At 72.6% G+C, this 26,634-nt stretch carries 21 protein-coding genes and 1 pseudogene; 7 read left to right on the forward strand and 15 right to left on the reverse strand.

Annotation, left to right across the window (positions count from 1 at the left end):
• Positions 1-12: 12 nt before the first annotated feature.
• Entirely contained in the window at positions 13-1,140 is a 1,128-nt protein-coding gene (locus IE260_RS13035) for a helix-turn-helix domain-containing protein (protein WP_189871183.1), read from the reverse strand.
• A 248-nt stretch (positions 1,141-1,388) separates the two neighbouring features.
• Here IE260_RS13035 and IE260_RS13040 point away from each other — a divergent pair, with 248 nt between their 5' ends.
• Positions 1,389-2,138 carry a right-handed parallel beta-helix repeat-containing protein gene (locus tag IE260_RS13040; RefSeq protein ID WP_189871185.1) on the forward strand — a complete coding sequence of 250 codons (750 nt, stop codon included), beginning with the start codon at positions 1,389-1,391 and terminating at the stop codon, positions 2,136-2,138.
• Positions 2,139-2,161: 23 nt separating this feature from the next.
• Here IE260_RS13040 and IE260_RS13045 read toward each other — a convergent pair.
• A pseudogene (locus tag IE260_RS13045) lies at positions 2,162-3,511 on the reverse strand (MFS transporter); the annotation flags it as partial.
• Positions 3,512-3,643: 132 nt separating this feature from the next.
• Here IE260_RS13045 and dusB point away from each other — a divergent pair.
• Positions 3,644-4,810, forward strand: a complete 1,167-nt coding sequence (gene dusB, locus IE260_RS13050; protein WP_189871189.1) for a tRNA dihydrouridine synthase DusB — start codon at positions 3,644-3,646, stop codon at positions 4,808-4,810.
• Here the strand turns inward: dusB and IE260_RS13055 are convergent, their stop codons facing one another.
• Positions 4,811-6,622: an alkaline phosphatase family protein gene (locus IE260_RS13055; protein WP_189871191.1), complete on the reverse strand. Its 1,812-nt coding sequence runs from the start codon at positions 6,620-6,622 to the stop codon at positions 4,811-4,813.
• 517 nt (positions 6,623-7,139) lie between these two features.
• Here IE260_RS13055 and ppdK point away from each other — a divergent pair.
• Positions 7,140-9,887, forward strand: a complete 2,748-nt coding sequence (ppdK, locus tag IE260_RS13060) for a pyruvate, phosphate dikinase (protein ID WP_189871194.1) — start codon at positions 7,140-7,142, stop codon at positions 9,885-9,887.
• A 153-nt stretch (positions 9,888-10,040) separates the two neighbouring features.
• On the opposite strand, the gene IE260_RS13065 is transcribed toward ppdK, so the two are convergent.
• The 7 genes from IE260_RS13065 to IE260_RS13095 form a co-directional block, all read right to left on the reverse strand.
• Complete coding sequence (locus IE260_RS13065) at positions 10,041-11,198, reverse strand: alkaline phosphatase PhoX (RefSeq protein ID WP_189871196.1); 1,158 nt, start codon at positions 11,196-11,198, stop codon at positions 10,041-10,043.
• A gap of 142 nt (positions 11,199-11,340) precedes the next feature.
• A complete protein-coding gene (locus IE260_RS13070; protein WP_189871198.1) occupies positions 11,341-11,793 on the reverse strand; it encodes an excalibur calcium-binding domain-containing protein in 453 nt (150 codons plus the stop codon).
• Between the two features lie 182 nt (positions 11,794-11,975).
• Positions 11,976-12,740, reverse strand: coding sequence for an SDR family NAD(P)-dependent oxidoreductase (locus IE260_RS13075; protein ID WP_189871200.1), 765 nt, complete (start codon positions 12,738-12,740; stop codon positions 11,976-11,978).
• Positions 12,741-12,810: 70 nt separating this feature from the next.
• On the reverse strand, positions 12,811-13,395 hold the full coding sequence (locus tag IE260_RS13080; protein WP_189871202.1) for a TetR/AcrR family transcriptional regulator: 585 nt from the start codon (positions 13,393-13,395) through the stop codon (positions 12,811-12,813).
• 46 nt (positions 13,396-13,441) lie between these two features.
• Entirely contained in the window at positions 13,442-13,792 is a 351-nt protein-coding gene (gene nirD, locus IE260_RS13085) for a nitrite reductase small subunit NirD (protein ID WP_189871204.1), read from the reverse strand.
• The gene (nirB, locus tag IE260_RS13090; RefSeq protein ID WP_189871207.1) at positions 13,789-16,398 is read right to left on the reverse strand and encodes a nitrite reductase large subunit NirB; all 2,610 of its coding nucleotides are present in this window, start codon (positions 16,396-16,398) and stop codon (positions 13,789-13,791) included. The genes nirD and nirB overlap by 4 nt, the downstream gene beginning before the upstream one ends.
• Complete coding sequence (locus IE260_RS13095; RefSeq protein ID WP_189871209.1) at positions 16,398-17,615, reverse strand: NAD(P)/FAD-dependent oxidoreductase; 1,218 nt, start codon at positions 17,613-17,615, stop codon at positions 16,398-16,400. The genes nirB and IE260_RS13095 overlap by 1 nt, the downstream gene beginning before the upstream one ends.
• A 177-nt stretch (positions 17,616-17,792) precedes the next feature.
• Here IE260_RS13095 and IE260_RS13100 point away from each other — a divergent pair, with 177 nt between their 5' ends.
• Positions 17,793-18,575: a sulfite exporter TauE/SafE family protein gene (locus IE260_RS13100; RefSeq protein WP_189871211.1), complete on the forward strand. Its 783-nt coding sequence runs from the start codon at positions 17,793-17,795 to the stop codon at positions 18,573-18,575.
• Positions 18,576-18,597: 22 nt separating this feature from the next.
• Here the strand turns inward: IE260_RS13100 and IE260_RS13105 are convergent, their stop codons facing one another.
• Entirely contained in the window at positions 18,598-19,500 is a 903-nt protein-coding gene (locus IE260_RS13105) for an NAD(P)-dependent oxidoreductase (RefSeq protein WP_189871214.1), read from the reverse strand.
• 105 nt (positions 19,501-19,605) lie between these two features.
• Here IE260_RS13105 and IE260_RS13110 point away from each other — a divergent pair, with 105 nt between their 5' ends.
• Positions 19,606-20,004: a winged helix-turn-helix transcriptional regulator gene (locus tag IE260_RS13110; protein WP_189871216.1), complete on the forward strand. Its 399-nt coding sequence runs from the start codon at positions 19,606-19,608 to the stop codon at positions 20,002-20,004.
• On the opposite strand, the gene IE260_RS13115 is transcribed toward IE260_RS13110, so the two are convergent.
• Together IE260_RS13115 and IE260_RS13120 are read right to left on the reverse strand one after the other, a co-directional pair.
• Positions 19,942-20,562 (reverse strand): class F sortase, encoded by a 621-nt coding sequence (locus IE260_RS13115; RefSeq protein ID WP_189871218.1) that lies wholly within the window; start codon positions 20,560-20,562, stop codon positions 19,942-19,944. The genes IE260_RS13110 and IE260_RS13115 overlap by 63 nt on opposite strands.
• Positions 20,563-20,671: 109 nt before the next feature.
• On the reverse strand, positions 20,672-21,208 hold the full coding sequence (locus IE260_RS13120; protein ID WP_189871220.1) for a GVDTG sorting domain-containing protein: 537 nt from the start codon (positions 21,206-21,208) through the stop codon (positions 20,672-20,674).
• Between the two features lie 303 nt (positions 21,209-21,511).
• Between IE260_RS13120 and IE260_RS13125 the strand changes: the two genes are divergently transcribed.
• Positions 21,512-22,099 carry an NADPH-dependent FMN reductase gene (locus IE260_RS13125; protein ID WP_189871222.1) on the forward strand — a complete coding sequence of 196 codons (588 nt, stop codon included), beginning with the start codon at positions 21,512-21,514 and terminating at the stop codon, positions 22,097-22,099.
• Between the two features lie 189 nt (positions 22,100-22,288).
• On the opposite strand, the gene IE260_RS13130 is transcribed toward IE260_RS13125, so the two are convergent.
• Positions 22,289-23,932, reverse strand: a complete 1,644-nt coding sequence (locus IE260_RS13130; RefSeq protein WP_189871224.1) for a M4 family metallopeptidase — start codon at positions 23,930-23,932, stop codon at positions 22,289-22,291.
• Positions 23,933-24,053: 121 nt separating this feature from the next.
• Here IE260_RS13130 and IE260_RS13135 point away from each other — a divergent pair, with 121 nt between their 5' ends.
• On the forward strand, positions 24,054-24,506 hold the full coding sequence (locus tag IE260_RS13135) for a gamma-glutamylcyclotransferase family protein (protein WP_189871226.1): 453 nt from the start codon (positions 24,054-24,056) through the stop codon (positions 24,504-24,506).
• A gap of 7 nt (positions 24,507-24,513) precedes the next feature.
• On the opposite strand, the gene IE260_RS13140 is transcribed toward IE260_RS13135, so the two are convergent.
• Positions 24,514-26,607, reverse strand: a complete 2,094-nt coding sequence (locus tag IE260_RS13140; protein ID WP_189871228.1) for a molybdopterin oxidoreductase family protein — start codon at positions 26,605-26,607, stop codon at positions 24,514-24,516.
• Positions 26,608-26,634 lie beyond the last annotated feature (27 nt).

A 26,634-nucleotide genomic window follows, 5' to 3' on the forward strand; every position in this document is an offset into this window, starting at 1 on the left:
CCGGCCGGCCGGTCACCCCCGGCCGATCAGGAACCGCTGCCGGGGCGGGGCGCCGTCCAGGCAGGGTTCCACCACGGCCGCCGCCCCGGTCTCGCCGGCGTCCCCGCGGATGCCCACACACAGGTCGTCGCCCGTCTCCGGGCGCAGCCGCCAGCCCTCCCCGCCCTCGGCCCGCTCGATGCGGAACAGCTGGGAGGCGCCCGGGAGGGAGCAGTCGTCCCAGGGTTCGAGCGTGTTCCGGAAGGGGCCGTCGTCCAGGACGGTGAGACAGCCCTTGTCGTGCACCGGGTGGTCCCACTGGATGCGGTACGACCGGTCGCCTGCCCTCAGCAGGGACGTCGTCGGCGGCACGGCCTCGCCGCACGGCCGCTGAACCGCCACCACCTTCGACCCGGCACCGTCCGCACGCACCTCGCCGTCGGTCAGGCACAGGCCGGGCGCCCCGGCCGGCCGGATGCGCGAGATCCCGGGGGCGGGTCCCGGCCCCACGGGACCGGTCTCCGAACTCGCGTCCGCCTCCGGCGTCTGCCATGCCCCCGCCGCCTCGGACGCGCCGGGTCCCGCGGCCGTCCCCTGCGCTCGGCCGCCCGCACCGCCGGTGGCCGGCGGCTTCCCGTCCTCCGGCAGCAGCACCAGGGCGCCGACGACCAGCAGGGCGACCGTGCCGAGCGAGGCCAGGGCGGCGAGGGAGGCCGTACGGGCACGGCTGCCGGCGGCGTCGCGGCGCGGCCCGGAGGGCTCCCGAGGGCCCGGAGCCCCCGCGGACTCCACGGTCCCAGCGGATTCCGCGGACTCCGCGGCCCAGGCGGGCTCCGCGGATTCTTCGGACACCGAGCCGCGCTCGTTGCCGGACGCGGCTGCCAGCCGTGCCCGGGCCGCCAGCCACGCGGACTCCTCCTCCTGCGCCCCGCAGGCCCGGACGAGCGCGGTGACGAGTTCGGCGCGCGGCAGCGCATCGCGCCGCAGGACGTCCGCGAGGGTGCTGCGGGCGAGGACGTCGCCCCGTTCGGCGGCCTTCTGCTCCAGCTGACGATAGGTCAGTCCGCTGCGCTCCTTGAGCCGCCGCAACAGCGCGACGTACTCGGCCGGGGTGCCCGCGTCCCCCGGATCGGACTCCCCGGTGCCCCGCGTGATCGTCATGCGGTCATTGTCATCCCGGCGGCCACAACCGACAACCTCCGTCCCGGCCACGTCCGTTGGCCCTTCCGTACCGTCCGGACAGGCCGCTGACCAGCCGGGACAGCCGTATGCCTGTCCCGGACAGGGAAAACCGTTGCCGGACACGGTCCCGCGGCCCAGGCTCGGTTGGCGGCGCGACGGCCGGCCCCACGGGGGTGGACCGGCCGCGCGCCCCATGCGCCGTCGATGATCCGAAGAGGAGCCACCACATGTGTACGCACGCGCTGCGGACCCGCGCCCGTCTCGCACCGAGGGCGGTGCTGACCACCGCCCTCGGCGGTGCGCTGGTGCTGGCCGGCCTGGCCGAGCCGAGCTGGGGGGCCGCCGCCAAGTACCCGGGACAGGTGAAGTGCCCCAAGGGCGACTACCAGCTCTGCATCGACGGGGGTCCGGGCGGCTTCACCATCAAGGGCAGGACGTTCTCCGGCCACGCCAACGCCATCCTGCTGCGCAACGTCTCGGGTGTCACCGTCACCGGCAACACCTTCAAGAACCTCAGCGGCGACACCGGTTACGCCGGGGTCCACGTGAAGAACTCCTCCGGCATCGTGATCCGGAAGAACACCTTCTCCGGGCTGCGCAACGGCGGCAACATGCACGGGGTCTACCTGGTCGGCACCACGGGCAGCACCATCACCGGCAACACGTTCTCGTCCGTCACCGGCGACCCCGTCCGGATCCGGGACGGCAGCCGCGACAACACCGTGAGCGGCAACACCTTCACCAAGTCCGGCACCTACGCCCTCTTCAGCGAGTGGGGCCGGCTGGAGAAGGGGGAGACCTGCGGCCGCGGCAACGTCTTCAAGAACAACAAGTACGCCTCCGGCGGCTACGCCGGAAAGAAGATCGGCCTCGTCAAGTGGGGCGGCCGCGGCGGCGGCAGCACCGGCCTCGAGCTCACCTGGAACAACTGCAAGAAGGCGAGCATCGTCAACGAGGGCGGCAACCGCAGGCTCTGACCGGACCGCGCCGGCCCCTGCCGTCACGCCCCGGTGCCCGCGGCCTGGCGTACCTCCGGCGACTCCAGCCGCCCGGCCGTGCGTTCCGCCGTCCGGCGGGCCCAGGCGCCGGTGGTCAGGGCCCCGAGCACGAGGACCGCGAAGCCGCACGCGGCCAGAATCCACCAGCCGGGGCGGGCGGCCTGGACGAAGGTGTCCCGGTACGAGGAGGCGCCCACGCCCGCGGCGAGCACCGCGCCGACGACCGCCACGCCGAGCGTCTGGCCCAGCTGGCGGCTGGTGGAGGCGACGGCGGCGGCGACCCCGGCCTGGGCGCGGGGCATGCCGGAGACGGCGGTGTTGGTGATCGGCGCGTTGACGAAGCCGAAGCCGACGCCGAAGAGGACGTACCCGATGAAAAGGGCGACGTCGGAGGTCTCGGCCTCGAACGCGGCGAACAGCACCCCGCTGACGGTCATCGCGCCCCCCGCGACGAGCAGGGACGGCCGCGGCCCCCGGCTGCCCACCAGCCGTCCGGACAGCGGGGCGCACAGGAAGGTCGGCACGGCCATCGGCAGCATCCACAGGCCCGCGTGCAGGGCGCTCAGTCCGCGCACGTTCTGCAGGTACAGCGTGGACAGGAACAGGAAGCCGCCCAGCGCGGCGAAGGCGCTGACCGCGATCACCGTCGCACCGCTGAACGGCGCAGAGCGGAAGAAGCGCAGGTCGATGAGCGGCTCGGCGCGGCGCGGCTCGTAGAACAGGAGGCCGGCCAGCGCGGCCAGGGCCGCCGCGGCGAAGGGCAGCACCGTCGCCGCACCCGCGTTCGGCGCCTCGATGATCGCGTACGTCAGACAGCCGAACAGCACGATCACCAGCAGCTGGCCCAGCGGGTCCGGTCGGCGGGCCCGGGGCGCGCGGGACTCGGGCACGAAGCGCAGGGTGAGCAGGAGGGCGGCCAGGCCCACCGGCAGGTTGATCCAGAAGATCGACCGCCAGCCGACCGACTCCACGAGCACTCCGCCGACCAGCGGGCCGGCGGCCATGGATATGCCGACCACGGCACCCCAGACGCCGATCGCCCGGGCGCGCTCGCGCGGGTCGGTGAAGGTGTTGGTGATGATCGACATGGCGACCGGGTTGAGCATCGAACCGCCCACCGCCTGCACCATCCGGAACGCGATCAGCGACGACAGGTCCGGCGCGAGCGAGCACAGCAGCGAGCCGGCGGTGAAGACGACCAGGCCCGCCATGAAGACCCGCTTGCGGCCGATCCGGTCGGCCGTCGAGCCCGCGAGCATCAGCAGGGCGGCCAGCACCAGCGTGTAGGCGTCGATCGCCCACTGCAGTCCCGAGGTGCTCGCGTGCAGGTCGCGCTGCATGGCGGGTCGAGCAGGCGGCGGCGGGGGAGCTCGGGCATGACCTCCAGCCTAGCGCGTTTCGATAGTGCGGTTAACTAATGACCAGTACACGATCTTGGGGTACGGGCGTGCCGCGCACCGCCCCGCATACGGAACAATGGAGGGATGTCCACGCCCACCACGCCCACCGCGCTCCCCGTGAACCCGCCGCTGCAGGTCGGTCCGCACACCGTCGCACCCCCCGTGGTGCTGGCGCCGATGGCCGGGATCACCAACGCGCCCTTCCGCACCCTGTGCCGGGAGTTCAGCGGGGGCAAGGGCCTGTTCGTGAGCGAGATGATCACGACCCGCGCGCTCGTCGAGCGCAACGAGAAGACCATGCAGCTGATCCACTTCGACGCCACCGAGACGCCGCGTTCGATCCAGCTGTACGGCGTGGACCCGGCGACCGTCGGCAAGGCCGTCCGCATGATCGCGGAGGAGGACCTCGCCGACCACATCGACCTCAACTTCGGCTGCCCGGTGCCGAAGGTCACGAGGAAGGGCGGCGGATCGGCCCTCCCGTACAAGCGGAACCTCCTGCGGGCCATCCTGCGCGAGGCCGTGAGCGGAGCCGGCGACCTGCCGGTCACGATGAAGATGCGCAAGGGCATCGACGACGACCACCTCACCTACCTCGACGCCGGGCGGATCGCCGTCGAGGAGGGCGTGACCGCCATCGCCCTGCACGGCCGTACCACCGCCCAGCACTACGGCGGCACCGCCGACTGGGACGCCGTCGCCCGCCTGAAGGAGCACGTCCCGGAGATCCCGGTGCTGGGCAACGGCGACATCTGGTCCGCCGAGGACGCGCTGCGCATGGTCCGCGAGACCGGCTGCGACGGCGTGGTCGTCGGCCGCGGCTGCCTGGGCCGGCCGTGGCTCTTCGCCGACCTGGTGGCCGCCTTCGAGGGCCGCGCGGACGCCTACGTACGGCCCACCCTCCGCGAGGTCGCCGACGTGATGGTCCGGCACGCCACCCTGCTCGGCGAGTGGATCGGCGACGAGGCCCGCGGCGTGATCGACTTCCGCAAGCACGTCGCCTGGTACCTCAAGGGCTTCGCGGTCGGCTCCGAGATGCGCAAACGGCTCGCGATCACCTCCTCCCTCGCCGAGCTGCGCGCCGGCCTCGACGAACTCGACCTCGACCAGCCCTGGCCGGCCGGTGCCGACGGACCCCGCGGCCGCACGTCCGGCAACAACCGGGTGGTCCTGCCGGACGGCTGGCTGAAGGACCCCTACGACTGCGCGGGCATCGGCGAGGACGCCGAGCTGGACACCTCCGGGGGCTGATCAGCGCCCGGACGGGTGCGGGACGGAGCCGTACGCCGTCAGGAACCGGTCCCGGAAGGCGCTCATCCGCCACACCGGGGCGTCGTGGGCGGGCTTCAGGCCCTCCGTCCAGTTCCAGTCGGCGATCGCGTCGAGCACCTTCGGGTCCCTGGCCACGATCGAGACGGGCACGTCCCGGCTCGCCCCGGTCCCGCTGACCCGGGCGATCGGCTGGTGGTCGCCGAGGAAGACGAGGACGGTGTCGTCGGTGCCGTAGCGCTCCAGCCACTGGGTCAGGCAGGTCACCGAGTACTGGACCGACCTGCCGTACGCCTGCCGGGACCGGGTGGTGTCGGCGATGACGTCGGACGGCTTCTCACCCGCCCGCGCGACACCGTGGAAGACCGAACCGTCGCCGATCTCGTCCCAGCCGACCATCGTCGGGACCGGCGCCCAGGGCTGGTGGCTGGACGTCAGGATGATCTCCGCCATCAGCGGCCTGTCCCGCTTCCTGCCGTGCTCCAGCCGCTGGAACGCCTCCAGGGCGTACTGGTCCGGCATGGTCGACCAGCTGAACTTCGGCCCCTCGTAGCCCATGCCGAACGCGTCGTAGACCTTGTCGAGCCCGTACCACTCCGCCTCCGGCCAGGCCTTCTGCACGCCCGGCATGACACCGACCGTGTCCCAGTCCCCGGTCTTCTCGAACGCCTTGGTGAGCGTGAGGTGGTCGCCGGCGGTCACGGTGCGGTAGCGCTGCTGGTTGTCCACCCACAGGCCCGACAGGAACGTGGAGTGCCCCAGCCAGCTGCTGCCGCCGTACGTCGCCGACGTCAGCCAGCCGCTGCGGGCGTGGAAGCCCGCCTCGGCCAGCGCCTTCGTGCTCGCCTCGAGCGTCCTGCCGACGCCGGGCGCCATGACCGGGTCCTCGACGGCGCTGCGCCCGTAGCTCTCGATGAACGTGAAGATCACGTCCTTGCCCCGCAGGTCCGGCACCAGCTCCTCGCCGGGCGTCGCGCCGAAGCGGTCGGCCTTCGCCTCCCTGGCGAACGCCGCCTCGTCCCGCAGCGTGTCCACCACCCGGTGCGCCTGCGCCTCCAGCGCCGCGGAGGCGCTCCTCGTGGCGACCGGCACGCCGAAGGTCTGCACGCCCAGCGCCACGCAGGTCATCCACACGGTGGCCGCCATCAGCGCGCCCCGGGCCGCCCGCTCCCGGTGCGCGGCGAGCAGCTCGCCGAGCCGGAGGGCCGCCAGCGCCATGAGCAGCACCAGCAGTACGACCAGCACGACGGCGCCCGCGGCGGCCCAGGCCGCCACCGCCCCGCCCATCGAGTCCGCCAGGTACGACTGGGCGTCGTCCAGCAGACCCCAGTCGAGCACCACGTTGAAGCCCCGCCCCAGGTACTCGGTGAAGCCCATGTCGAGCACGTTCAGCACGGTCAGCACGCCGAGGCCGGCCCCGAAGAGCGCCGCCGCCACCCGGCGCGCCGCGCGGGGCAGACAGAGCAGCATCACGGCCCCGACGACCGCCTCCACCGGGATCCGGGCGAACCGGTTCGGTTCCAGGGCGACGAGGGTGTTCGGCAGCAGCAGCGCGCCGAGGACGAGGGCGGCGGCGAGGACGGTGGTGGCCCGGCGCAGCACCGGGGCGGCCGTGGGGTGGCGGATGCGCCAGGCGCCGCGCCGGTGGGCGAGGCGGGTCCTGAGGGCCCGGAGTCTGCCGGGCCGGGCGGGTCGGGTGCCGTCTTCGGGGGCGTCGTCGGCATCGGTCGCGGCCACGGCGTGGGTGTCGTCGGCCGTGCGCGCCGGCCGGCGGAAGTGCGTGAAGACAGGCACCCGAAGGTCCTTCCGTACGAAACCCGTTCTGACGGCGGACCCGACGTGGGGGATCGGGTCCGCCGCACTGTCGTACGTCCGGTCCGCGCGGTGTGTTCAGCCTGCTGCGGTTCGTGTCCGGATCGCGTTCGGAACACGTCCGCATGGTGAAATCCGGCTGGCTGTGGCAGCGTGATTCTCGCCACCCTTGATAAGAGGGGCGCTCAGATGAGCGGATCTTGGGCGAATGCACTTCTCCAAGGGGTGGCACTCAGTGCCACGCCTTGATCGTTCATCGATCGAACTCAGACGTGGAGATTGGCGCTCAGGTGAGCGACTGCGGGTGCATCTGGAGGTTCATTCGTTCAAGAAGTGAAAACATAAGCGTTCGGTCGCTTGCCAAGCCTTGACTTTCGATCCGCTGGCGGACGAGTGGTTACAGGCGCATGACGCGCAAGTGGACGTACCCAGGAGCCTTTGATCTGGGTACATTCCTCGCCGTCAGGGCAGCCACCGCGTCCTCGAGGAGTCGAGACCCGTGTCGGAAAACAAAGAACCCCAGGTAGCTGAGCACGGCACCAGCGTTGAGGGCGTGAAGTTCGTTTACGACTTCACCGAGGGCAACAAAGACCTCAAGGACCTCCTCGGCGGCAAGGGCGCCAACCTCGCCGAGATGACCAACCTGGGACTCCCGGTCCCGCCCGGCTTCACCATCACCACCGAGGCCTGCAAGGTCTACCTGGAGAGCGGCGAGGAGCCGGCGGCACTGCGTGACGAGGTGAGTGCGCACCTCGACGCCCTCGAGCAGAAGATGGGCAAGAAGCTCGGCCAGGCCGACGACCCCCTCCTCGTGTCGGTCCGCTCCGGAGCCAAGTTCTCCATGCCCGGCATGATGGACACGGTCCTCAACATCGGCCTCTCCGACAAGTCGGTGCAGGGCCTGGCCAAGCAGGCCGGCGACGACCGCTTCGCCTGGGACTCCTACCGCCGCCTCATCCAGATGTTCGGCAAGACCGTCCTCGGCGTCGACGGCGACCTCTTCGAGGAGGCGCTGGAGAAGGCCAAGGAGGCCAAGAAGGTCACGGTCGACACCGACCTGGAGGCCGCCGACCTGAAGAAGCTGGTCACCGCCTTCAAGAAGATCGTCAAGAAGGAGGCCGGCCGGGACTTCCCGCAGGACCCGCGCGAGCAGATGGACCTCGCCATCAAGGCGGTCTTCGACTCCTGGAACGGCGACCGTGCCAAGCTCTACCGCCGCCAGGAGCGCATCCCGCACGACCTCGGCACGGCCGTCAACGTCTGCTCCATGGTCTTCGGCAACCTTGGCCCGGACTCCGGCACCGGCGTCGCCTTCACCCGCGACCCCGCCTCCGGCCACCAGGGCGTCTACGGCGACTACCTGCAGAACGCCCAGGGCGAGGACGTCGTGGCGGGCATCCGCAACACCGTCCCGCTCGCGGAGCTGGAGTCGATCGACAAGAAGTCGTACGACCAGCTGATGCAGATCATGGAGACCCTGGAGAACCACTACAAGGATCTCTGCGACATCGAGTTCACCATCGAGCGCGGCCAGCTCTGGATGCTCCAGACCCGCGTCGGCAAGCGCACCGCCGGTGCCGCCTTCCGCATCGCGACCCAGCTCGTGGACCAGGGCCTGATCGACGAGGCCGAGGCCCTCCAGCGCGTCACCGGCGCCCAGCTCGCCCAGCTGATGTTCCCGCGCTTCGACGAGAGCGCGAAGGTCGAGAAGGTCGGCCGGGGCATCGCGGCCTCGCCGGGCGCGGCGGTCGGCAAGGCGGTCTTCGACTCCTACACCGCCGTGAAGTGGTCCCGCTCCGGCGAGAAGGTCATCCTGGTCCGCCGTGAGACCAACCCCGACGACCTGGACGGCATGATCGCCGCCGAGGGCATCCTCACCTCGCGCGGCGGCAAGACCTCCCACGCGGCCGTCGTGGCGCGCGGCATGGGCAAGACCTGTGTCTGCGGCGCCGAGGAGCTGGAGGTCGACACCAAGCGCCGCCGGATGACCGTGCCCGGCGGGCACGTCGTCGAGGAAGGCGACGTGATCTCCATCGACGGCTCCTCCGGCAAGGTCTACCTGGGCGAGGTCCCGGTCGTCCCGTCCCCGGTCGTGGAGTACTTCGAGGGCCGGATGCACCCGGGCGCCGACGACGCCGACGAACTGGTCGAGGCCGTCCACCGGATGATGGCCTTCGCCGACCGCAAGCGCCGGCTGCGCGTGCGGGCCAACGCCGACAACGCCGAGGACGCGCTGCGCGCCCGCCGCTTCGGCGCCCAGGGCATCGGCCTGTGCCGCACCGAGCACATGTTCCTCGGTGACCGGCGTGAGCTGGTGGAGCGCCTGATCCTGGCCGACACCGAGGCGGAGCGCGAGGAGTCCCTGAAGGAGCTGCTGCCGCTCCAGAAGCAGGACTTCGTCGAGCTGTTCGAGGCGATGGACGGCCTCCCGGTGACGATCCGTCTCCTGGACCCGCCGCTGCACGAGTTCCTGCCCGACATCACCGAGCTGTCGGTCCGCGTGGCCCTGGCCGAGTCCCGGCAGGAGCCGCACGAGAACGAACTGCGCCTCCTGCAGGCGGTCCACCGCCTGCACGAGCAGAACCCGATGCTGGGCCTGCGCGGCGTCCGCCTCGGCCTGGTCATCCCCGGCCTGTTCACCATGCAGGTCCGCGCCATCGCCGAGGCCGCCGCCGAACGCAAGGCGGCCAAGGGCGACCCGCGCGCCGAGATCATGATCCCGCTGGTCGGCACCGTCCAGGAGCTGGAGATCGTCCGCGAGGAGGCCGACCAGGTCATCGCCGACGTCGAGGCGGCCTCGGGCACGAAGCTCAAGCTCGCCATCGGCACGATGATCGAGCTGCCGCGCGCCGCGCTGACCGCCGGTCAGATCGCGGAAGCCGCGGAGTTCTTCTCCTTCGGCACCAACGACCTGACCCAGACGGTCTGGGGCTTCAGCCGCGACGACGTGGAGGCCTCCTTCTTCACCGCGTACCTGGAGAAGGGCATCTTCGGCGTCTCCCCCTTCGAGACGATCGACAAGGACGGCGTCGGCTCCCTGGTCGCCGCCGCCGCGAAGGCCGGCCGCGCCACCCGCCCCGACCTGAAGCTCGGCGTCTGCGGCGAGCACGGCGGTGACCCGGAGTCGGTCCACTTCTTCCACGAGGTGGGTCTGGACTACGTCTCCTGCTCGCCGTTCCGGATCCCGGTGGCGCGACTGGAGGCGGGCCGCGCGTCGGTCACGGCGGAGGGAAGCGACCACCGCTAGCCCCTGCGGGGCACTGGACCCCGGAGCCGTCGTCTGTCACCCGACCACCCTCACCGATCGGCGACGGCTCCGGATCACGGAGAGAGGGCGGCACCCCGTGCGGGGGGTGCCGCCCTCTTCTTTTGACCTGAACAGACGCCTCGAGCCGGAGCGTTACGCCCGGAACGGCCCCGTCACCTCGTACGTGATCCCGTCCGACGAACTCCCGCTCGTGCCCCGCTGGCTGGAGAAGTACAGGCGTTTGCCGTCGGGGGAGAACGCCGGGCCCGTGATCTCCGAGCCGGACTGGCCGTCGATGCGCAGGAACGGGGCGATCACGTCGGCCGGGGTGATCACGCAGATCTCCATGTTGCCACCGTCCTCCGCGACGAACAGGTCGCCGGAGGCGGAGCCGGTGACGTTGTCCACGCCCGTCAGCGGGGCCGTGCCGGACGTCACCAGGGAGTCGTCGTAGGCCAGTTCGAGGGTCTGGGAGGCGGCGTTGTACTGCCAGACGCGGTTGTCGCCCTTGGTGGTGAACCAGCAGGTGTCGTTCGCGTAGTAGCAGCCCTCGCCGCCGTTGAAGCGCTTGGCGCCGGAGACCTGGTTGCGGGTGGCGGTGGCGCCGGAAGGGTCGGGGACCCTCGCCCACGTCACCGGGCCGCTCGTGGCGGTGCCCGCGACCAGCACCTCCAGGGTGCCGGAGGACAGGTCGCCCCAGGTCGTCGGGCGGAAGCGGTAGAAGCAGCCGTCCGTGACGTCCTCGGTGAGGTAGACGACCCCCCGGACCGGGTCGGCGGCCGCGGCCTCGTGCTTGAAGCGGCCCATGGCGTCGCGGCGGACCGCGGCCTTCACGCCCCAGGGGTCGGTCTCGTAGACGTAGCCGCGGTCGACCTCCTCGCAGGACAGCCAGGTGTTCCACGGGGTCTTGCCGCCCGCGCAGTTCTGACGGGTGTTCGACAGCACGCGGTACGCCGCCGTGATCGTCCCGGTGGACGAGAACTTCACCGCGCTCGCGCCGCCGGAGGGGTTGATCTCCGAGTTCGACACGTAGATCCAGCCGGTGCCGTCGGCGTAACAGGCGCCGCCGTCAGGGGCGTTGTGCCAGGTGTACGAGGTGCCCGGGACCTTCTGGCCGGAACGGGCGACGACCCGGCTGGTGAAGCCGCTGGGGAGTCTGATGCCGTTGGCGTCGGGCGAGCCCAGCGGGCCGTAAGGGCCCGTGCCGGGCTGGGCGGGGGCCGCGTACGCGGCGCCGCGCCACAGGGTGCCGCCCAGGACGGCGGAGGAGCCGCCCAGGGCGACCGCACGCAGGAGGGTACGACGTTCCACTCTCACTCCAGATGGGGCCGTGACCGCCCCGCCGCCGGGTGACGGCGGGGTCGCGCGGTCACGGACCCTAGGGGAGCGGGGTTGACGGGTCATGGACAATCCGTGACGCCCGGCCGTACACGCCGGACCCCTCCAGGTGTCGTCAGCGGGTGCCCCGCCGCCTGCGCGCCGCCAGCAGCAGCCCGCCGCCCGCGAGGACGACGGCCGCACCGCCCGCGGCGATGTACGGGGTGGTGTCGTCGCCGCCGGTCGCGGCGAGGTCGGTGTCCTTGCCGGACCCGGACCCGGACCCGGCTCCGGACTCCTGCTGCCCGGACGCCTGGTCCGCCTTGCCGTCGTCGCCGCCCGCGTCCTTGTCGCCGGCGGGCACGAAGCCCGCGGGCGGCTTGTCGCAGCCGACGCCGTCCCCGTCGCGGTCCAGGTGCTTGCCGTAGTGCTCCTCGTCGGACGCGGGGATGTGGGCGTAGCCGTTGTCGTACGCCTCGGTGCAGTTCTTGAACGGGTGCGTGCCCTCGTGTGCCATGGCGGCGGTCGGCAGGGCGGCCAGGGCCAGGGCGGCGACGGCGAGGGCGGCGGGCTTGCGGAGCAGGGTCATGGAGCGTCCCGGGTCAGGTGTGAATGTCCGTATCGGTGATCTTGGTGATGCGATGAGTCGCATGTGAGGTGATGACCGTATTGAGGGGCGCCCGTTGTGGAGGCGATATGAAGGACCCGTGATACGAACGTGACGTGACCGGGTGGTAGCTCTCCGCTCCCGGGACGGCTGACGTGAGGCGGTCAGGCCGTCTGGCCGCTGTCCACCACCAGCTCGGTGCCGACCACGGACGCCGCGTCGTCCGAGGCCAGGTACAGCACGGCTGCCGCCACCTCCTCGACCGCCGCGACCCGGCCCAGCGGCACCTCGTTCCTCATGCGCTCCGCCCGCCCGGCCTCCGTCTCGCCCGGCTGCAGGGACATGGAGGTGTCGGTTGCGCCCGGGCTGACGGCGTTGATGCGGACGCCGTCCCCGATGTGGTCCAGGGCGGCGCCCCGCGTGAGGACCGAGACGGCCGCCTTGGTGGCCGCGTAGGCCGTGGCCCCCGGCTGCCGCTTGTGCATGCCGAAGGTGGAGGCGATGTTGACGATCGCGCCGCCGGCCGGCTGGGTGCGCATCCGGCGGACCTCGGCCCGCAGGGCGAGGAACACGCCGGTGACGTTGATGTCGAGCTGTGTCCGCCAGTCGTCGTCGGTCAGGTCGGCCACGGGCTGCCCGCCCCGGAAGACGCCCGCGTTGTTGACCGCCACGTCGAGGGAGCCGAAGCGCTCCACGGCGGCGTCCACGACCGCCTGGACGTCGGCGGCGCGCGCCACGTCGGCGGTGACGGCGAGCGCCTTGCCGCCCGCCTCCTCGATCAGGGCCACCGTCTCGTCGAGCGGCTCCCGGCGGCGCCCCGCGACGACGACGTTCGCGCCTTCGGCGGCGAACGCGAGGGCGACGGCCCGTCCGATGCCGGATCCGGCTCCGGTGACGAGGGCGGTGCGGTCGGTGAAACGGCTGGTCATGATCTCCCCTTTATTTGACCGAGCGGTTCAGTATGCGGGCAGGCGCAAGGCCGCGCCCGCACGGCGGTGTTCAGTCGAGCAGGGCCAGTGCCTGTTCCGCCGCGTCCCGTACGCGCGCCGGGTCCGCGGACGCCTTGCCGACGACGCGCAGCCCCTGGAGCAGGACCAGCAGCATGCGGGCCAGGGCGAGCGGGTCGCGGTCGGCCGGCAGTTCGCCCTGGCTGCGGGCGCGGACCAGCGCCGCGTGCAGGACCGCCTCCAGCTGGTCCCAGTTGCGCTCGACCCGCCGCGCGGCGGCCGGGTCGTGCGGGGCCAGCTCGGCCGCCGTGTTGGTGACGAAACAGCCGCGCCCGCGCAGGTCGTCGGCGGTCGCCTCGGCGGCGTAGCGGCGCACGAGCGCCCGTACGCCCGGCAGGGCGGGACCCGGTCGGGCCAGCTCCTGGAGCATGTCCGGCAGCAGCCCCTGCTCGTAGCGCTCCAGTGCCTTCAGGTACAGCTCGCGCTTGTTGCCGAAGGTCGCGTAGATGCTGGCGCGTCCGATGCCGAGGTGCGCCACCAGATCGGACATCGACGTCAACTCGAAGCCGCGCTGCCAGAATAGCTCCAGGGCTGCCCGCAGCGCGGCGTCCGGATCGAACTCCTTGGTCCTGGCCACGCGTTGAAGCCTAGGACTTTCTGAAACGGTCAGTCAAGAAACGGGGTCAGGCGGCCTTCACCTCGTACGTCGCCACCCGCACCGCCTCGTCGTCCAGGCACTGCCCGGACGCGAGATCGAAACGCTGCTTGAGCAGCGGGGAGGCGACGAACGGGCGGCCCCGGTGGGTGCCGGTCAGCCCGCGGGAGAGGACCGCCGCACCGGTGAACGGATCGCGGTTGTCGATGGCGTACAGCGCACCGGACCGGTCGCGGAACAGGGCCACTTGGCGGCCGTCCGGCAGCAGGGCCGCCACACCGCGGCCCGGGAGCAGCGCGCCGAGGTCGCAGGCCGTGAACCAGCCGTCCGCCAGCCGCAGCCGGACCTTCAGGTCGGTCGTCTCGGGTGCCAGGGTCATCGCTGGGCGCTTCCTTCCAGGACGTCTTCCTCGGTGCGCCGCCTGCCGATGTCCAGCAGCGGCAGGTCGGGCTTCATCTGGTCGCGTTCGGGCACGAAGCCGACGACCGGGTCGGGCGTGTCGGGCGCGTTCACGAACGACACGAACCGGGCCAGCTTCTCGGGGTCGTTGATCGTCTCGGCCCACTCGTCGCGGTAGTGGGAGACGTGGGCGGCCATCAGGGACTCCAGCTCGTCGCAGATGCCGAGCGAGTCGTGCACGACGACGTCCCGTACGTGGTCCAGGCCGCCGGGGATCCGCTCCAGCCAGGTGGAGGTGCGCTCCAGCTTGTCGGCGGTGCGGATGTAGAACATCAGGAACCGGTCGATCAGGCGGACCAGTTCGGCGTCGGAGAGGTCCTGCGCGAGCAGGTCCGCGTGGCGCGGGGTGGCGCCGCCGTTGCCGCCGACGTACAGGTTCCAGCCGTTGGACGTGGCGATCACGCCGAAGTCCTTCGACTGGGCCTCGGCGCACTCGCGGGCGCACCCCGAGACCGCCGACTTCAGCTTGTGCGGGGAGCGCAGGCCCCGGTAGCGCAGCTCCAGGTCGATCGCCATGCGGACGGAGTCCTGGACGCCGTAGCGGCACCAGGTCTGCCCCACGCAGGACTTCACCGTGCGCAGCGACTTGCCGTAGGCGTGCCCGGACTCGAAGCCGGCGTCCACCAGCCGGGCCCAGATCAGCGGCAGCTGCTCGACCCGCGCGCCGAACATGTCGATGCGCTGACCGCCCGTGATCTTCGTGTAGAGCCCGAAGTCCCGGGCGATCTCACCGATCACGATCAGTTTGTCCGGGGCGATCTCGCCGCCGGGGATGCGGGGCACGACCGAGTACGAGCCGTTCTTCTGCAGGTTGGCCAGGAAGTGGTCATTGGTGTCCTGCAGCGCCGCCTGCTCGCCCTCCAGGACGTAGCCGCTCGCGCCGATCGTCGGGGCGAGGGAGGCGATGATCGAACCGACCGCCGGCTTGCAGACCTCGCATCCGTCGCCGCCGCGGGCCTCCTCGCGGCCGTGCCGGTCCAGCAGCTCCTGGTAGGAGGTGATCCGCAGGGCGAGGACGATCTCGTACAGCTCCTCGCGGGTCTGGGCGAAGCAGCCGCACAGGCCCTTGTCGACCTCGACGCCGCTCGCCTCCAGCTCGGCGGTGACCAGCTGGCCGAGCACCTTGACGCAGGAGCCGCAGCCGGTGCCGGCCTTGGTGCACTTCTTCACCTCGGGCACGGTCGTGCACTGGTGGTCGGTGACCGCGCCCCGGATCGTGCCCTTGGTGACGTTGTGGCAGGAGCAGATGACCGCGTCGTCGGGGAGCGCGGACGGCCCGAGCTGGGCCGGCGCCCCGGCACCGGCCGGCAGGACGAGCGCCTCCGGCGCGACGGGCGGCACCGAGCCGGTGAGCGCGCGCAGCGTGCCGTACGCCTCCGCGTCGCCGACCAGGATGCCGCCGAGCAGCGTGCCGTCGCGGCCGATGACCAGCTTCTTGTACAGGCCGGCGCGGGAGTCGGAGTAGACGACGTCCAGGCAGTCCCCGGCGGTGCCGTGCGCGTCGCCGAAGGACGCCACGTCCACGCCGAGCAGCTTCAGCTTGGTCGACAGGTCCGCTCCGGTGAACGCCGATTCGTCCCGGGCGATCGTCGCGGCGGCCGTCTCGGCCTGCTCGTAGCCGGGCGCCACCAGGCCGTACACCCGCCCGTCGGCGGCCAGCGCGCACTCGCCGATCGCGAACACGTCCGGGTCGGTGACCGTGCGGCACTGCTCGTCGACGCTGATGCCGCCGCGCTCGCCGACGGCGAGGCCGCAGTCACGGGCCAGCTGGTCGCGGGGACGGACACCGGCGCTGAACACCACCAGGTCCGTGGCCAGTTCGGAGCCGTCGGACAGCCTCATGCCGGTGACGGCGCCGTCCTCGCCGACCAGGATCTCCTGCGTGCCGACGCCGGTGTGGACGGACAGGCCCATGTCCTCGATGGTGCGCAGCAGCGCCGCGCCGCCGCCCTCGTCGACCTGGACGGGCATCAGCCGGGGCGCGAACTCCACGATGTGGGAGGTGAGTCCGAGGCCCTTGAGCGCACCCGCGGCCTCCAGTCCGAGCAGACCGCCGCCCACCACGGCCCCGGTCGTCGCCTTCCGGGCGTACTCCTCGATGGCGAGGAGGTCCTCGATGGTGCGGTAGACGAAGCAGCCGGTGGCGTCCTTGCCGGGGACGGGCGGCACGAACGGGTAGGAGCCGGTGGCCAGCACCAGGACGTCGTAGTCGACGACGAGTCCGGAGCGGGCCGTCACCTTCTTCGCCGCACGGTCGACCGTCTGCGCCGGGTCACCGACGTGCAGCTCGATGCCGTGCTCCTCGATGAACCCCATGTCCGTCATCGACAGGTCCTCGGGCGTGCGGCCCGAGAAGTAGGAGGTCAGCTGCACGCGGTCGTACGCGGGGCGCGGCTCCTCGCACAGCACGACCACGCGGTGCGTGGCGGTCAGGCCGCGTTCGGCGAGCGCTTCGAGGAAGCGCTGGCCGACCATGCCGTGGCCGACGAGCACGATCGTGGGGGTGCCCCCCAGGTTGGCGGTCATCAGGAGCCTCCGTCGTTGGTGAGCAGGTGGAGCAGGGGGCCGCCGTCGGACGGGAGCGGCTCTGCTCCCTCCCAGGCGCGCGCGAGCGCGCCGACGGTGCCGAGTTCGCCGACCAGGACCCCGCCGACCAGCCGGTCGTCACGGACGACGACCTTGCGGTAGGTGCCGCGGGTGGCGTCGGCGAGCTGCACGACGTCGTCGCCGGGGCGGGGGTCGGTCTCGCCGAACGCGGCGAGGTCGAAGGGGCTGTCGGGCCCGGTGAGGGTGAGTCGGGTCAGGGACCGGGTGCCGGCGTAGCGGGCGGTGGTGTCACCGGCCAGCAGCGCGGCGAGCGCGCCGGCCTGTTCCAGGGCGGGGGCGGCCAGCCCGTACACCGTGCCCGCGTGCTGGGCGCAGTCGCCGACGGCGCGGACGTGCGGGTCGGAGGTGCGCAGCTCGTCGTCGACGACGACGCCCTTGGCGACCTCCAGACCGGCCGCCTCGGCGAGGCCGGTACGCGGGCGGACGCCGCACGCCAGGACCACGAGGTCGGCACCGAGGGCGTACCCGTCGGCCATCTCCACCGAGCGCACCGCGCCGCCGACCGAGCGCACGTCACGCACCCGGCACTCGGTGTGCACCTCCACGCCCAGGTCCTCCAGGTGCCGCCGGACCAGCCCGGAGGCCGCCGGGTCGAGCTGGCGCTCCATGAGCCGCTCGGACTGCTGGGCGAGGACGACCTGCGCGCCGCGCACCGCGAGCGCACGGGCGGCGGACACGCCGAGCAGCCCGCCTCCGATGACGACGGCCCGTACCCCCGGCCGTACCGCCTTGGACAGGCCCAGGCAGTCGTCCATGGTGCGGAACGCGTGCACGCCCTCGGGCAGCTCGTGGTCCGGCGTGAACAGGCCGCGCAGCGGCGGCAGCACGGCGTTGGAACCGGTGGCCAGGACCAGCGTGTCGTATGCGATCAGCGAGCCGTCGGCGCACCGGACGCTGCGTCCGGCCCGGTCGATGCCGGTGACCCGGGCGCGGATCAGCTCCGCGGGCTCCGGCAGGGCGACCACCTCGGGGCCGTACCGTCCGGCCAGCACCTCGGCGAGCAGCACCCGGTTGTACGGGCGGTGCTCCTCGTCGCCGACGACCAGCGCGGGCGTGCCGAGCTCACCGAGCCGCCGGGCGAGCGTCACGCCCGCGAGGCCGGCGCCGATCACCACCACACGCGTATTCGAGGTCATGGCATCGAGCGTGCGGTGCGGGTGTTACCCGGCGGCATCACGTCTGTTTCCCACCGGGAACGCTGCCCTCAGCGGGAACCGGGGGCGGGTGTGAGGGACACCGGCGGACGCCCGGCAACCTCAGAAGACCCTCATCTCGATGGACGGCACATCCATCCCGTCCATAGGGTCGTGATCATGCCCGACATATCGCTGACCACGGTCGTCCTGCTCTGCCTCGCGGCCCTCGCGGCCGGCTGGATCGACGCCGTGGTCGGCGGGGGCGGGCTTCTGCTGCTGCCGGTGCTGCTGCTGGGACTGCCCGCCGGCACCCCGGCCGCGCACGCCCTGGGCACCAACAAGGCGGTCGCCATCGTCGGGACGACGGGCGCGGCGGTGACGTACGCGCGCAAGGCGCCGGTCGACGTCGGCACGGCCGTGCGGATCGGGCTGGCCGCCCTCGCCGGGTCGTCGGCCGGGGCCTTCTTCGCGGCCGGGATGAGCACCGACGTCCTCAAGCCGGTGATCATGGTGGTGCTGCTCGCCGTAGCGGCCTTCGTGATCCTGCGCCCCGCCTTCGGCACCGCCCCCGCCGCCGGCCCGGCCACCCGGCGCCAGATCCTCGCCGCGATCGGCCTCGCGGGCATCGGCATCGGCTTCTACGACGGTTTCATCGGCCCCGGCACCGGCACCTTCCTCGTGCTGGCGCTCACCGCGCTCCTCCACCTGGACCTGGTGACCGCCTCCGCCACCGCCAAGATCGTCAACTGCTGCACCAACGCGGGCGCCCTCGCGATGTTCGCCTGGCAGGGCGCCGTCCTGTGGCAGCTCGCCGCCCTGATGGCCGTGTTCAACCTGGCGGGCGGCACCCTGGGCGCACACACGGCCCTGAAGCGGGGCAGCGGCTTCGTCCGCGTCGTCCTGCTGACGGTCGTCTTCGCGCTGGTGGCGAACCTGGCCTACGAGCAGTGGCTGGCCTAGGCGTCCTTCCCCCGTCGGTGGCCTAGGCGTCCTTCCCCCGCCGGAGATCCAGCAGCTCGACCACCCCGGTGGTGTCCTCCTCCCCGTGCCCCTCGGCGAGCCGGCGCTCCATGAGGTCCATGTACGGCGTCAGCAGCTCGGAGCTGACCTGCTGCTCCTCGGCCGTCCGCAGCAGCGTGGCGTTGCCCGCGACCTGCATCGCGAGGTTGGAGACGACGTCCAGGCCGTAGTCGCCGGCCTCGAGCTGCTCGGCGGCCTTGTGCACGGCGGGCGCCATCGCGGTGAGCCAGCCGGAGAGCAGCGGCGCGAAGTCCTTCGGGGCGACGTCCTCGTGGCGGATCAGCGCGAAGGCGTGCAGGACACCGGCGAACATGCCGGTCATCGCGCTCAGCAGCGCCACGTCGTGCAGTGCGGCGAAGCCCGCGTCCTCGCCGGCCCAGCGGGTGCCGGCCGGGACGGCGAGGGTGTCCCGGTGCTCCTCGAAGAGGGCGGAGGAGCCGCTGTAGAAGACGTACGCGCCGGAGTCCGGTTCCCCGATCATCGGCGGTACGGCCATGATCCCGCCGTCCAGGAAGCGGGCCCCGCGCTCCTCGGCCCACGCGGCGCGGGCGCGGCCCTGGGCGGGCGTCCCGGTGGTGAGGTTCACCAGGTCCCGCCCGGTCAGGTCGGCCCCGTCGAGGGCCTCGCCGACCGAGGCGTCGTCGAGCAGGCAGGCGATCACCAGGCGGTTGGCCGCCACCGCCGCGGCGGCGGTCGGGGCGACCGTGGCGCCCTCGGCGGCCAGGGCCTCGGCGCGGGCCGGGGTGCGGTTCCAGACGGTGACCGGATGGCCGGCGGCGAGCCAGGCGCGGACGAGCGCGGTGCCCATGGCGCCGGTGCCGAGGACGGTGAGCGGAATACGGGAGACGGGTGCCTTGTCAGTCATGATGTTCAGACTCGTCGTGGGGGTCGGTGTGCTCAAGTACGCACTTGTGAGTGGGCGGTTACCCCGGCGAAAGGGTCCAGGCAGCGAGGAGACGGGGTGTCGGGCATGGGAACGGTACGGCGACCGGGGGCGTACGTCTGCGGAGTCGACGCGGCGATGGACGTGATCGGCGGCAAGTGGAAGGTGCTGATCCTCTGGGCGCTCGGTCAGCGGCCGTTCCGCTTCGGTGAGCTGCGCCGGGAGCTGCCCGGTGTGACCGAGAAGGTGCTCGCCGCGCAGCTGCGGGAGCTGGAGGCCGACGGCATCGTGCACCGCGAGGAGTACGACGAGGTGCCGCCGCACGTCGAGTACAGGCTGACGCCGCGCGGAGTCGCCCTCAACGACGCGCTGGGCCCGCTCGGCGCGTGGGGGAAGGCGCATGTCATCGAGGGCCGCGGTGCCTCAGCGGCTGCCGGTCAGGTGGGCGAAGACGACGACGTTGCCCTGGTAACCGGTGCTGCGTGAGTAGCGGCCGCCGCAGGTGATGACGCGCAGCTCGGGCCGCTTCGCCGCCCCGTACACCTTCTCGTCGGGGAAGTCCTTCGCGGCGTACACCTCCACCGCGTCCACGGTGAACACCGCGACGCCGCCGTCGCGCCGGTCGGCCTCGATCGTGTCGCCCTTCTTCAGGGCGCCCAGCCGGTAGAAGACGGCGGGCCCCTCGGCGTTGTCGACGTGCCCGGCGACGATCGCGGTGCCCGTCTCGCCGGGGGTGGTGCCGGCCTCGTACCAGCCGGCCAGGTTCTTGATCTCGGGGGGCGGCGCGTCGAGGCTGCCCGTCCCGGTCAGGCCGAGGCCCATCAGCGGGGCGTTCACGCCGATCGCCGGTATGCGTATGCGGTCGGGCGGGGACGGCGGCAGCGCCGGGGCGGCGGGCGCCTCGGCGGCCTGCCCGCTGCGGGCCTGGGCGGCGGAGGGCTGCGGCGGGGACCCGGTCCCGGTGCCGCCGCTCAGCAGCCACACCCCGGAACAGAGGGCGACCGCGGTGACGGCCGCTATCGCGGTGTTGCCGACTCTGGCCATGACGACTCCTCTCCTGGAGGACCCCGCCCCCCTCCGGGCCGCGAGGGGCGTCGGACCCGGAGGGGGTGGGGAAGTGCGGTACCGGCGGACGGGCAGCGGAGGGTGCCCGTCAGATCCCGTCGCCTCTCGCCCGGCGATGCAGGAGCCAGGTACCGCCCGCGGCGGCGACGGCGAGAGCCGCCACGCCGGCCGCGGTCTGTACGGGGTCGGAGCCCAAGGTGCCGCCGACCCCCGTCTTCACGCTTCCTTTGGGGTGCACCTGCTCGCGGACGGGCGTCAGTGTGACCACCAGGTCCCCCGTCACCCGCAGGCCGTTCTCGGCGCAGGTGGCGACGATCTCGTACGTTCCGGGTTGCGCGCTCGGCGGCACCTCGAACTGCCCGATCGCCTCGCCCTCGTGCGTGCTGGGCGCCAGTGCGAACCGGCCCGCGCCGACCGCGCTGGCATCGCCCTCCACCGTGTCGTCCTCCCCGCACGCCGCCGTGTTCACGGACGCCAGCTCTCCCGGCACGACCGAGGACGGGTACATCTTCAGTCCGCCGGAGACCGTCTCGCCGTCGAGGCCGTGCGCCGGAGCCGCGGTGGCGAGGCCCGCGGCGGCGACGGCGAGCGCGGTACCCGTCAGCACGCGGGCGGTACGTCGCATCGATGCTCCCTGAGCTCTTCGGTGGCCCCTGCCCTACCGAGGTAAGTGGCACCGGGCCCGGCCCGCTCCCCGAGAAAGCGCCGGGAATGGGATGAACGGGTGTCGTCCGGCTGCCCGGCAGCTCCGCACGGGACGCCGTTTCGGCAGGTCACCGGCGGTGTGACCGGGCACGCGAGGAAAAGACACCGAAGGACGCCCGGCGCGGGTGTGAACGGGTGATCCGGTCCGCGCGACGGGTCCGCGCAACGGCTCGGGGAGGCATGACTTGACCTCAAGCAAAGTTGAGGCAGGAGGCTGCGGGGCATGACCACAGCGACTGAACCGCTCCGTGTGACCCTGCTCGTCGGCAGCAACCGCCACGGCCGCTTCGGCCCCGTCGTCGCCGACTGGCTCCTGGACCGCCTCCGGGACCATGAGGACCTGCTCCCCGAGGTCGTCGACGTCGCCGGGACCGAGCTGCCCACGACCTTCGAGCCGACCGAGGAGGCGAAGGCCGCGCTGGCGGAGATCACCCCGAAGCTCGCGGGCGCCGACGCGTTCGTCGTCCTCACCCCCGAGTACAACCACTCGTTCCCGGCGGGCCTGAAGAACCTCATCGACTGGCACTTCACCGAGTGGCGGGCCAAGCCGGTGGCCCTCGTCTCCTACGGAGGTCTCGCCGGCGGCCTGCGCGCCACCGAGCACCTCCGTCAGGTCTTCGCCGAGCTGCACGCCGTCACCGTCCGCGACACGGTGTCCTTCCACAACGCGGGCGCCTCCTTCGACGACGAGGGCAGGCTCAGGGACCCCTCGGGCCCGGATGCGGCGGCGAAGACGATGCTGGACCAGCTGGTGTGGTGGGGTCGGGCGCTGCGGGAGGCGAAGGAGAAGCGCCCCTACGACGGCGCGTAGCCGCCGCGCCGGTCCGCCGAGGACCACCTCCGGGCCGTACGCGAGCGCGGTGTCGCGGCGGGAGCGGGAGGAGAACCCCGAACGCGCCACCCGGTCACGGAAACGGACGGTGGCCGGCACCCCGCGAGGTGCCGGCCACCGTCCGTTCTCCGGGCCGGGCAAGGCCGGGCAAGGCCGGCCGACGGCCCGTCAGCCCACGCTCACCGCGCTCCACGCCGCCGCCACCGCGGCGTACTCGGTGCCGTTCGCGCCGTACAGGTCCCTGGCCGCGTTCAGGGTCGCGGTCCGCGCCCCCGCGTAGTCCGTGGACGACGTCATGTAGACCGTCAGTGCCCGGTACCAGATCTTCCCGAGCTTGTCCCGGCCGATCCCCGAGACGGTGGAGCCGTCACAGGTGGGCGAGTCGTGGCGCACGCCGCCCACGGTCTTCGCGCCGCTGCCCTCGGCCAGCAGGTACGCGAAGTGGTTCGCGACCCCGGAGGAGTAGTGGACGTCGAGGTTGCCCACCGAACTGCTCCAGCAGTCCGCCGAACTGCCGTCCCTGCTCGGCCGGTCCATGTAGCGCAGGGCGTCCCGGCCGAAGCCGGAGCGGACCACCTTCTCGCCGATTCTGTAGTCGCCCGCGTCGGCGGAATTGCCCGCGTACCACTCCACCAGCGTGCCGAAGATGTCGGAGGTGGCCTCGTTCAGGCCGCCGGACTCGCCGGAGTAGGTCAGCGCCGCCGTCGACGACGTCACGCCGTGCGACATCTCGTGGCCCGCGACGTCGAGCGAGACCAGCGGGCCGAAGGTCGCCCCGTCACCGTCGCCGTACGTCATGCAGAAGCAACTGTCGTCCCAGAAGGCGTTGTTGTACCGGGTGCCGTAGTGCACGCGGTTGTACGAGCCCTTGCCGTCGCCCGCGATGCCGCTGCGGCCGTGCACGTTCTCGTAGTAGTCCCACGTCACGTCGGTGCCGTACTGCGCGTCCACCGCGGCCGTGGCGCGGTCGGACTCCGCCCCCGTGCCCCAGTGGTTGTCGGCGTCCGTGAACACCGTCGAGGGCGCCCGGCTCAGGCAGATGCCGAGGAAGCACAGGTCGGTCTTGTTCGCCGCGTCGCCGGTGTACGTGCCGCCGCGCGTCGGGTCCTTGAGCTGGTACGCGGGCCCCGACTGCGTCGTCTCCAGCGGCACCGTCCCGCCGTACAGCGAACTGCCGTCGCCCGTCGCCGACTCGATGCTGTCCCAGGCGTCGATCCGGGCGCCCGTGCGGGCGTCGGTCAGCACCGTGCGCGCGACCGGGTTGCCGAGGGAGTCCAGTGCCGCCGCGTCCGTGCGCCAGGCCAGCTTCGGGGCGCCGTGCAGGGCGTCCACGACCAGCTCCGGCTTGGCGGTGAGCCTCTTCAGCAACTCGCCCGGGTTGGCGGCGCGCAGGGCGTCGGCGGCCAGGTCGGCGGCCTTCGGAGCCGACAGCTTCGGGGTCACGGACGCCAGGGAGAGCGGTCGCGTGGTCGCGCGGTTCGCGCCGCGGTAGTCGCCGTCGGGGGCCAGGTGGACCACGAAGTCGCCGCCCAGCACGGGGAGTCCGCGGTAGGTGCGGTCGTAGCGGACGTGCTGGGTGCCGTCCCCGTCGACCACCACGTCACGGACCTCGGTGTCCTGAGCCGGCGTCAGGTCCAGTCTCGCGGCGTGGTCGGCGAGGGCCGCCGACGCGTTGTCGAGGGCGTCGGCGGAAGTGGGGCGGCCGGCCGCCTCGGCGGTGGGGACGAGTGCGGCCGTCAGGAGGGCGGCGGTGGTGACGGCGATGCCGGCGACGGCGGGACGGGAACGTCGGACGTGCCGTATTCGGCTCATCGGACTCCTTGGAGGGGGGAGCGCCTCGGGCGCGTGGGGGTGGCGCTGATGTCGCCCCAGATTTAGGGGAGCATGACATGTCATGTCCATAGCCGACCGGTGGAGATCATGGGGGGAGAGCATGAGGGCACGGGACGACCGGGAGAATGACCCCGTGGAAGCAGCGCGACTCCCGTTCTTCGTCTACGGCACCCTGCGCCCCGGCGGGCCCAACCACGACCTCTTCCTGCGCGGCCGCACCCGCTTCGAGGAACCGGCCCGTCTGCCCGGCGCCGTCCTGTACGCGGGCCCCGGCTACCCCTACGCCGTGGAGGGGGCCCAGGGAGTGGTCGCCGGCGAGATCGTCACCGCCCGGCCCGAGACGTACGACGAACTGCTCGCCGCCCTGGACCGGCTGGAGGAGTACGTGCCGGGTGATCCGCGGAACCTGTACGACCGCGTGGCGAGGACGGTCGTGCGGGACGCCGACGGGGCGCACGTCCGCGCCTGGGTGTACGTCGCCGCCCCGGCCGTCGCCGTCCGGCTGCGGGCCCGGGGCACGCCGATCGAGGGCGGCACCTGGCCCGTGCGGTGACCGTCCCCTACCGCGTCACCGCCTCCACCCGCACCGCGCACACCTTGAACTCCGGCATCCGCGAGGTCGGGTCCAGGGCCGGGTTGGTCAGCGTGTTGGCGCGGCCCTCGCCCGGCCAGTGGAAGGGCATGAAGACGGTGTCGGGCCTGATGCCGGTGGTGATGCGGGCCGGCGCCACGGCCCGGCCCCGCCGGGAGACGACGGCCACCGGGTCGCCCTCGGCCGCCCCCAGCCGCGCCGCCAGCCGGGGGTGCAGCTCGACGAACGGGCCGGGAGCGGCGGCGTTCAGCTCGTCCACGCGCCGGGTCTGCGCGCCGGACTGGTACTGCGCCACGACCCGCCCCGTGGTCAGCAGCACCGGGTACTCGTCGTCAGGCTCCTCGGCGCTCGGGCGGTGCGAGACCGGAACGAACCGGGCCCGGCCGTCCTCGGTGGCGAAGCGGTCGAGGAAGAGCCGGGCGGTGCCCGGGTGTTCCGCCTCGCCCGCCTCCTCCCGCGCCGGGCACGGCCAGAAGACCCCGTTCTCCTGCGCCAGCCGCCGGTAGGTGATCCCGGAATAGTCGGCGAGCCCGCCCGCACTCGCCCGGCGCAGCTCCTCGAAGACCTCCTCCGCCTCGGTCGGGAAACCCTTCTCGACCCCGAGCCGGGCGGCCAGTTCGTGCAGCACCTCCAGGTCGCTGCGGACCCCGTCCGGCGGGGTGATCGCGCGCCGCCGCAGCAGCACCCGGCCCTCCAGGCTGGTCGTGGTGCCCGTCTCCTCCGCCCACTGCGTCACCGGCAGCACCACGTCCGCCAGGGCCGCCGTCTCCGACAGCACCACGTCGCACACGGCCAGGAAGTCCAGCGACCGCAGCCGCTGTTCGACGTGGGCGGCGCGCGGCGCCGACACCACCGGGTTGGAACCCATCAGCAGCAGCGACCTGATGTCCGTGCCGAGCGCGTCCAGCAGCTCGTAGGCGCTGCGGCCCGGCCCCGGCAGCGAGTCCGGGTCCACGCCCCACACCTCGGCCACGTGCCGCCGCGCCGCCGGGTCCGTCAGCTTGCGGTAGCCGGGCAACTGGTCGGCCTTCTGCCCGTGCTCGCGCCCGCCCTGCCCGTTGCCCTGCCCGGTCAGGCAGCCGTACCCCGACAGGGGCCGCCCGGCCCGCCCGGTCGCCAGGCACAGGTTGATCCACGCGCCCACCGTGTCCGTACCCTTGGCCTGCTGCTCGGGCCCGCGCGCGGTGAGCACCATCGCGTGCTCCGGCTCGCAGAACAGCCGCACCGCCTCCCGGAGTTCGGGAACGGACACCCCCGTGATCCGCTCCACCTGCTCGGGCCAGTGCGCCATCGCCGCCGCCCGCGCCTCCTCCCAGCCGGCCGTGCGCTCCTCGACGTAGGACTCGTCCACCCGGCCCCCGGCGACGACCAGGTGCAGCAGGCCCAGCGCGAGCGCCAGATCGGTGCCGGGCCGGGGCGCGAGGTGCAGGTCGGCCTGCTCGGCGGTCTTCGTGCGCCGCGGATCGACGACGATCAGCGTGCCGCCGTTCTCCTTCAGCTCGCTGAAGAACCGCAGCGACGGCGGCATGGTCTCCGCGAGGTTCGACCCCACGAGGATCACGCAGCCGGTCCTCGGGATGTCCTCCAGCGGGAACGGCAGGCCCCGGTCGAGCCCGAACGCCTTCGTGCCGGCCGCCGCGGCCGACGACATGCAGAACCGGCCGTTGTAGTCGATCTGCGAGGTGCCCAGCACCACCCGGGCGAACTTGCCCAGCGCGTACGCCTTCTCGTTCGTCAGCCCGCCCCCGCCGAACACGCCGAGCGCGTCCGCGCCGTGCTCCTCCCGCGTGCGGGCGAGGTGCCGGGCGATCCGGTCCAGCGCCTCGTCCCACGTGGCCGGCACCAGGGTGCCGTCGCCGGAGCGCACCAACGGGGAGGTCAGCCGCACCCGTGACGACAGCACCGCCGGCGCGGTGCGGCCCTTGCCGCACAGCGCGCCCCGGTTCACCGGGAAGTCCGCGCGCTCGGTCACCTCGACGGTCCCGTCGGCGGCGGGCGTCAGATTCATCCCGCACTGCAGGGCACAGTACGGGCAGTGCGTGGGCGTCGCGGTGTTCTGCATGACGCCCAGCGTGCGACGCCCGTGTTA

This window comes from Streptomyces viridiviolaceus (assembly GCF_014650995.1).
GTDB lineage: Bacteria > Actinomycetota > Actinomycetes > Streptomycetales > Streptomycetaceae > Streptomyces > Streptomyces viridiviolaceus.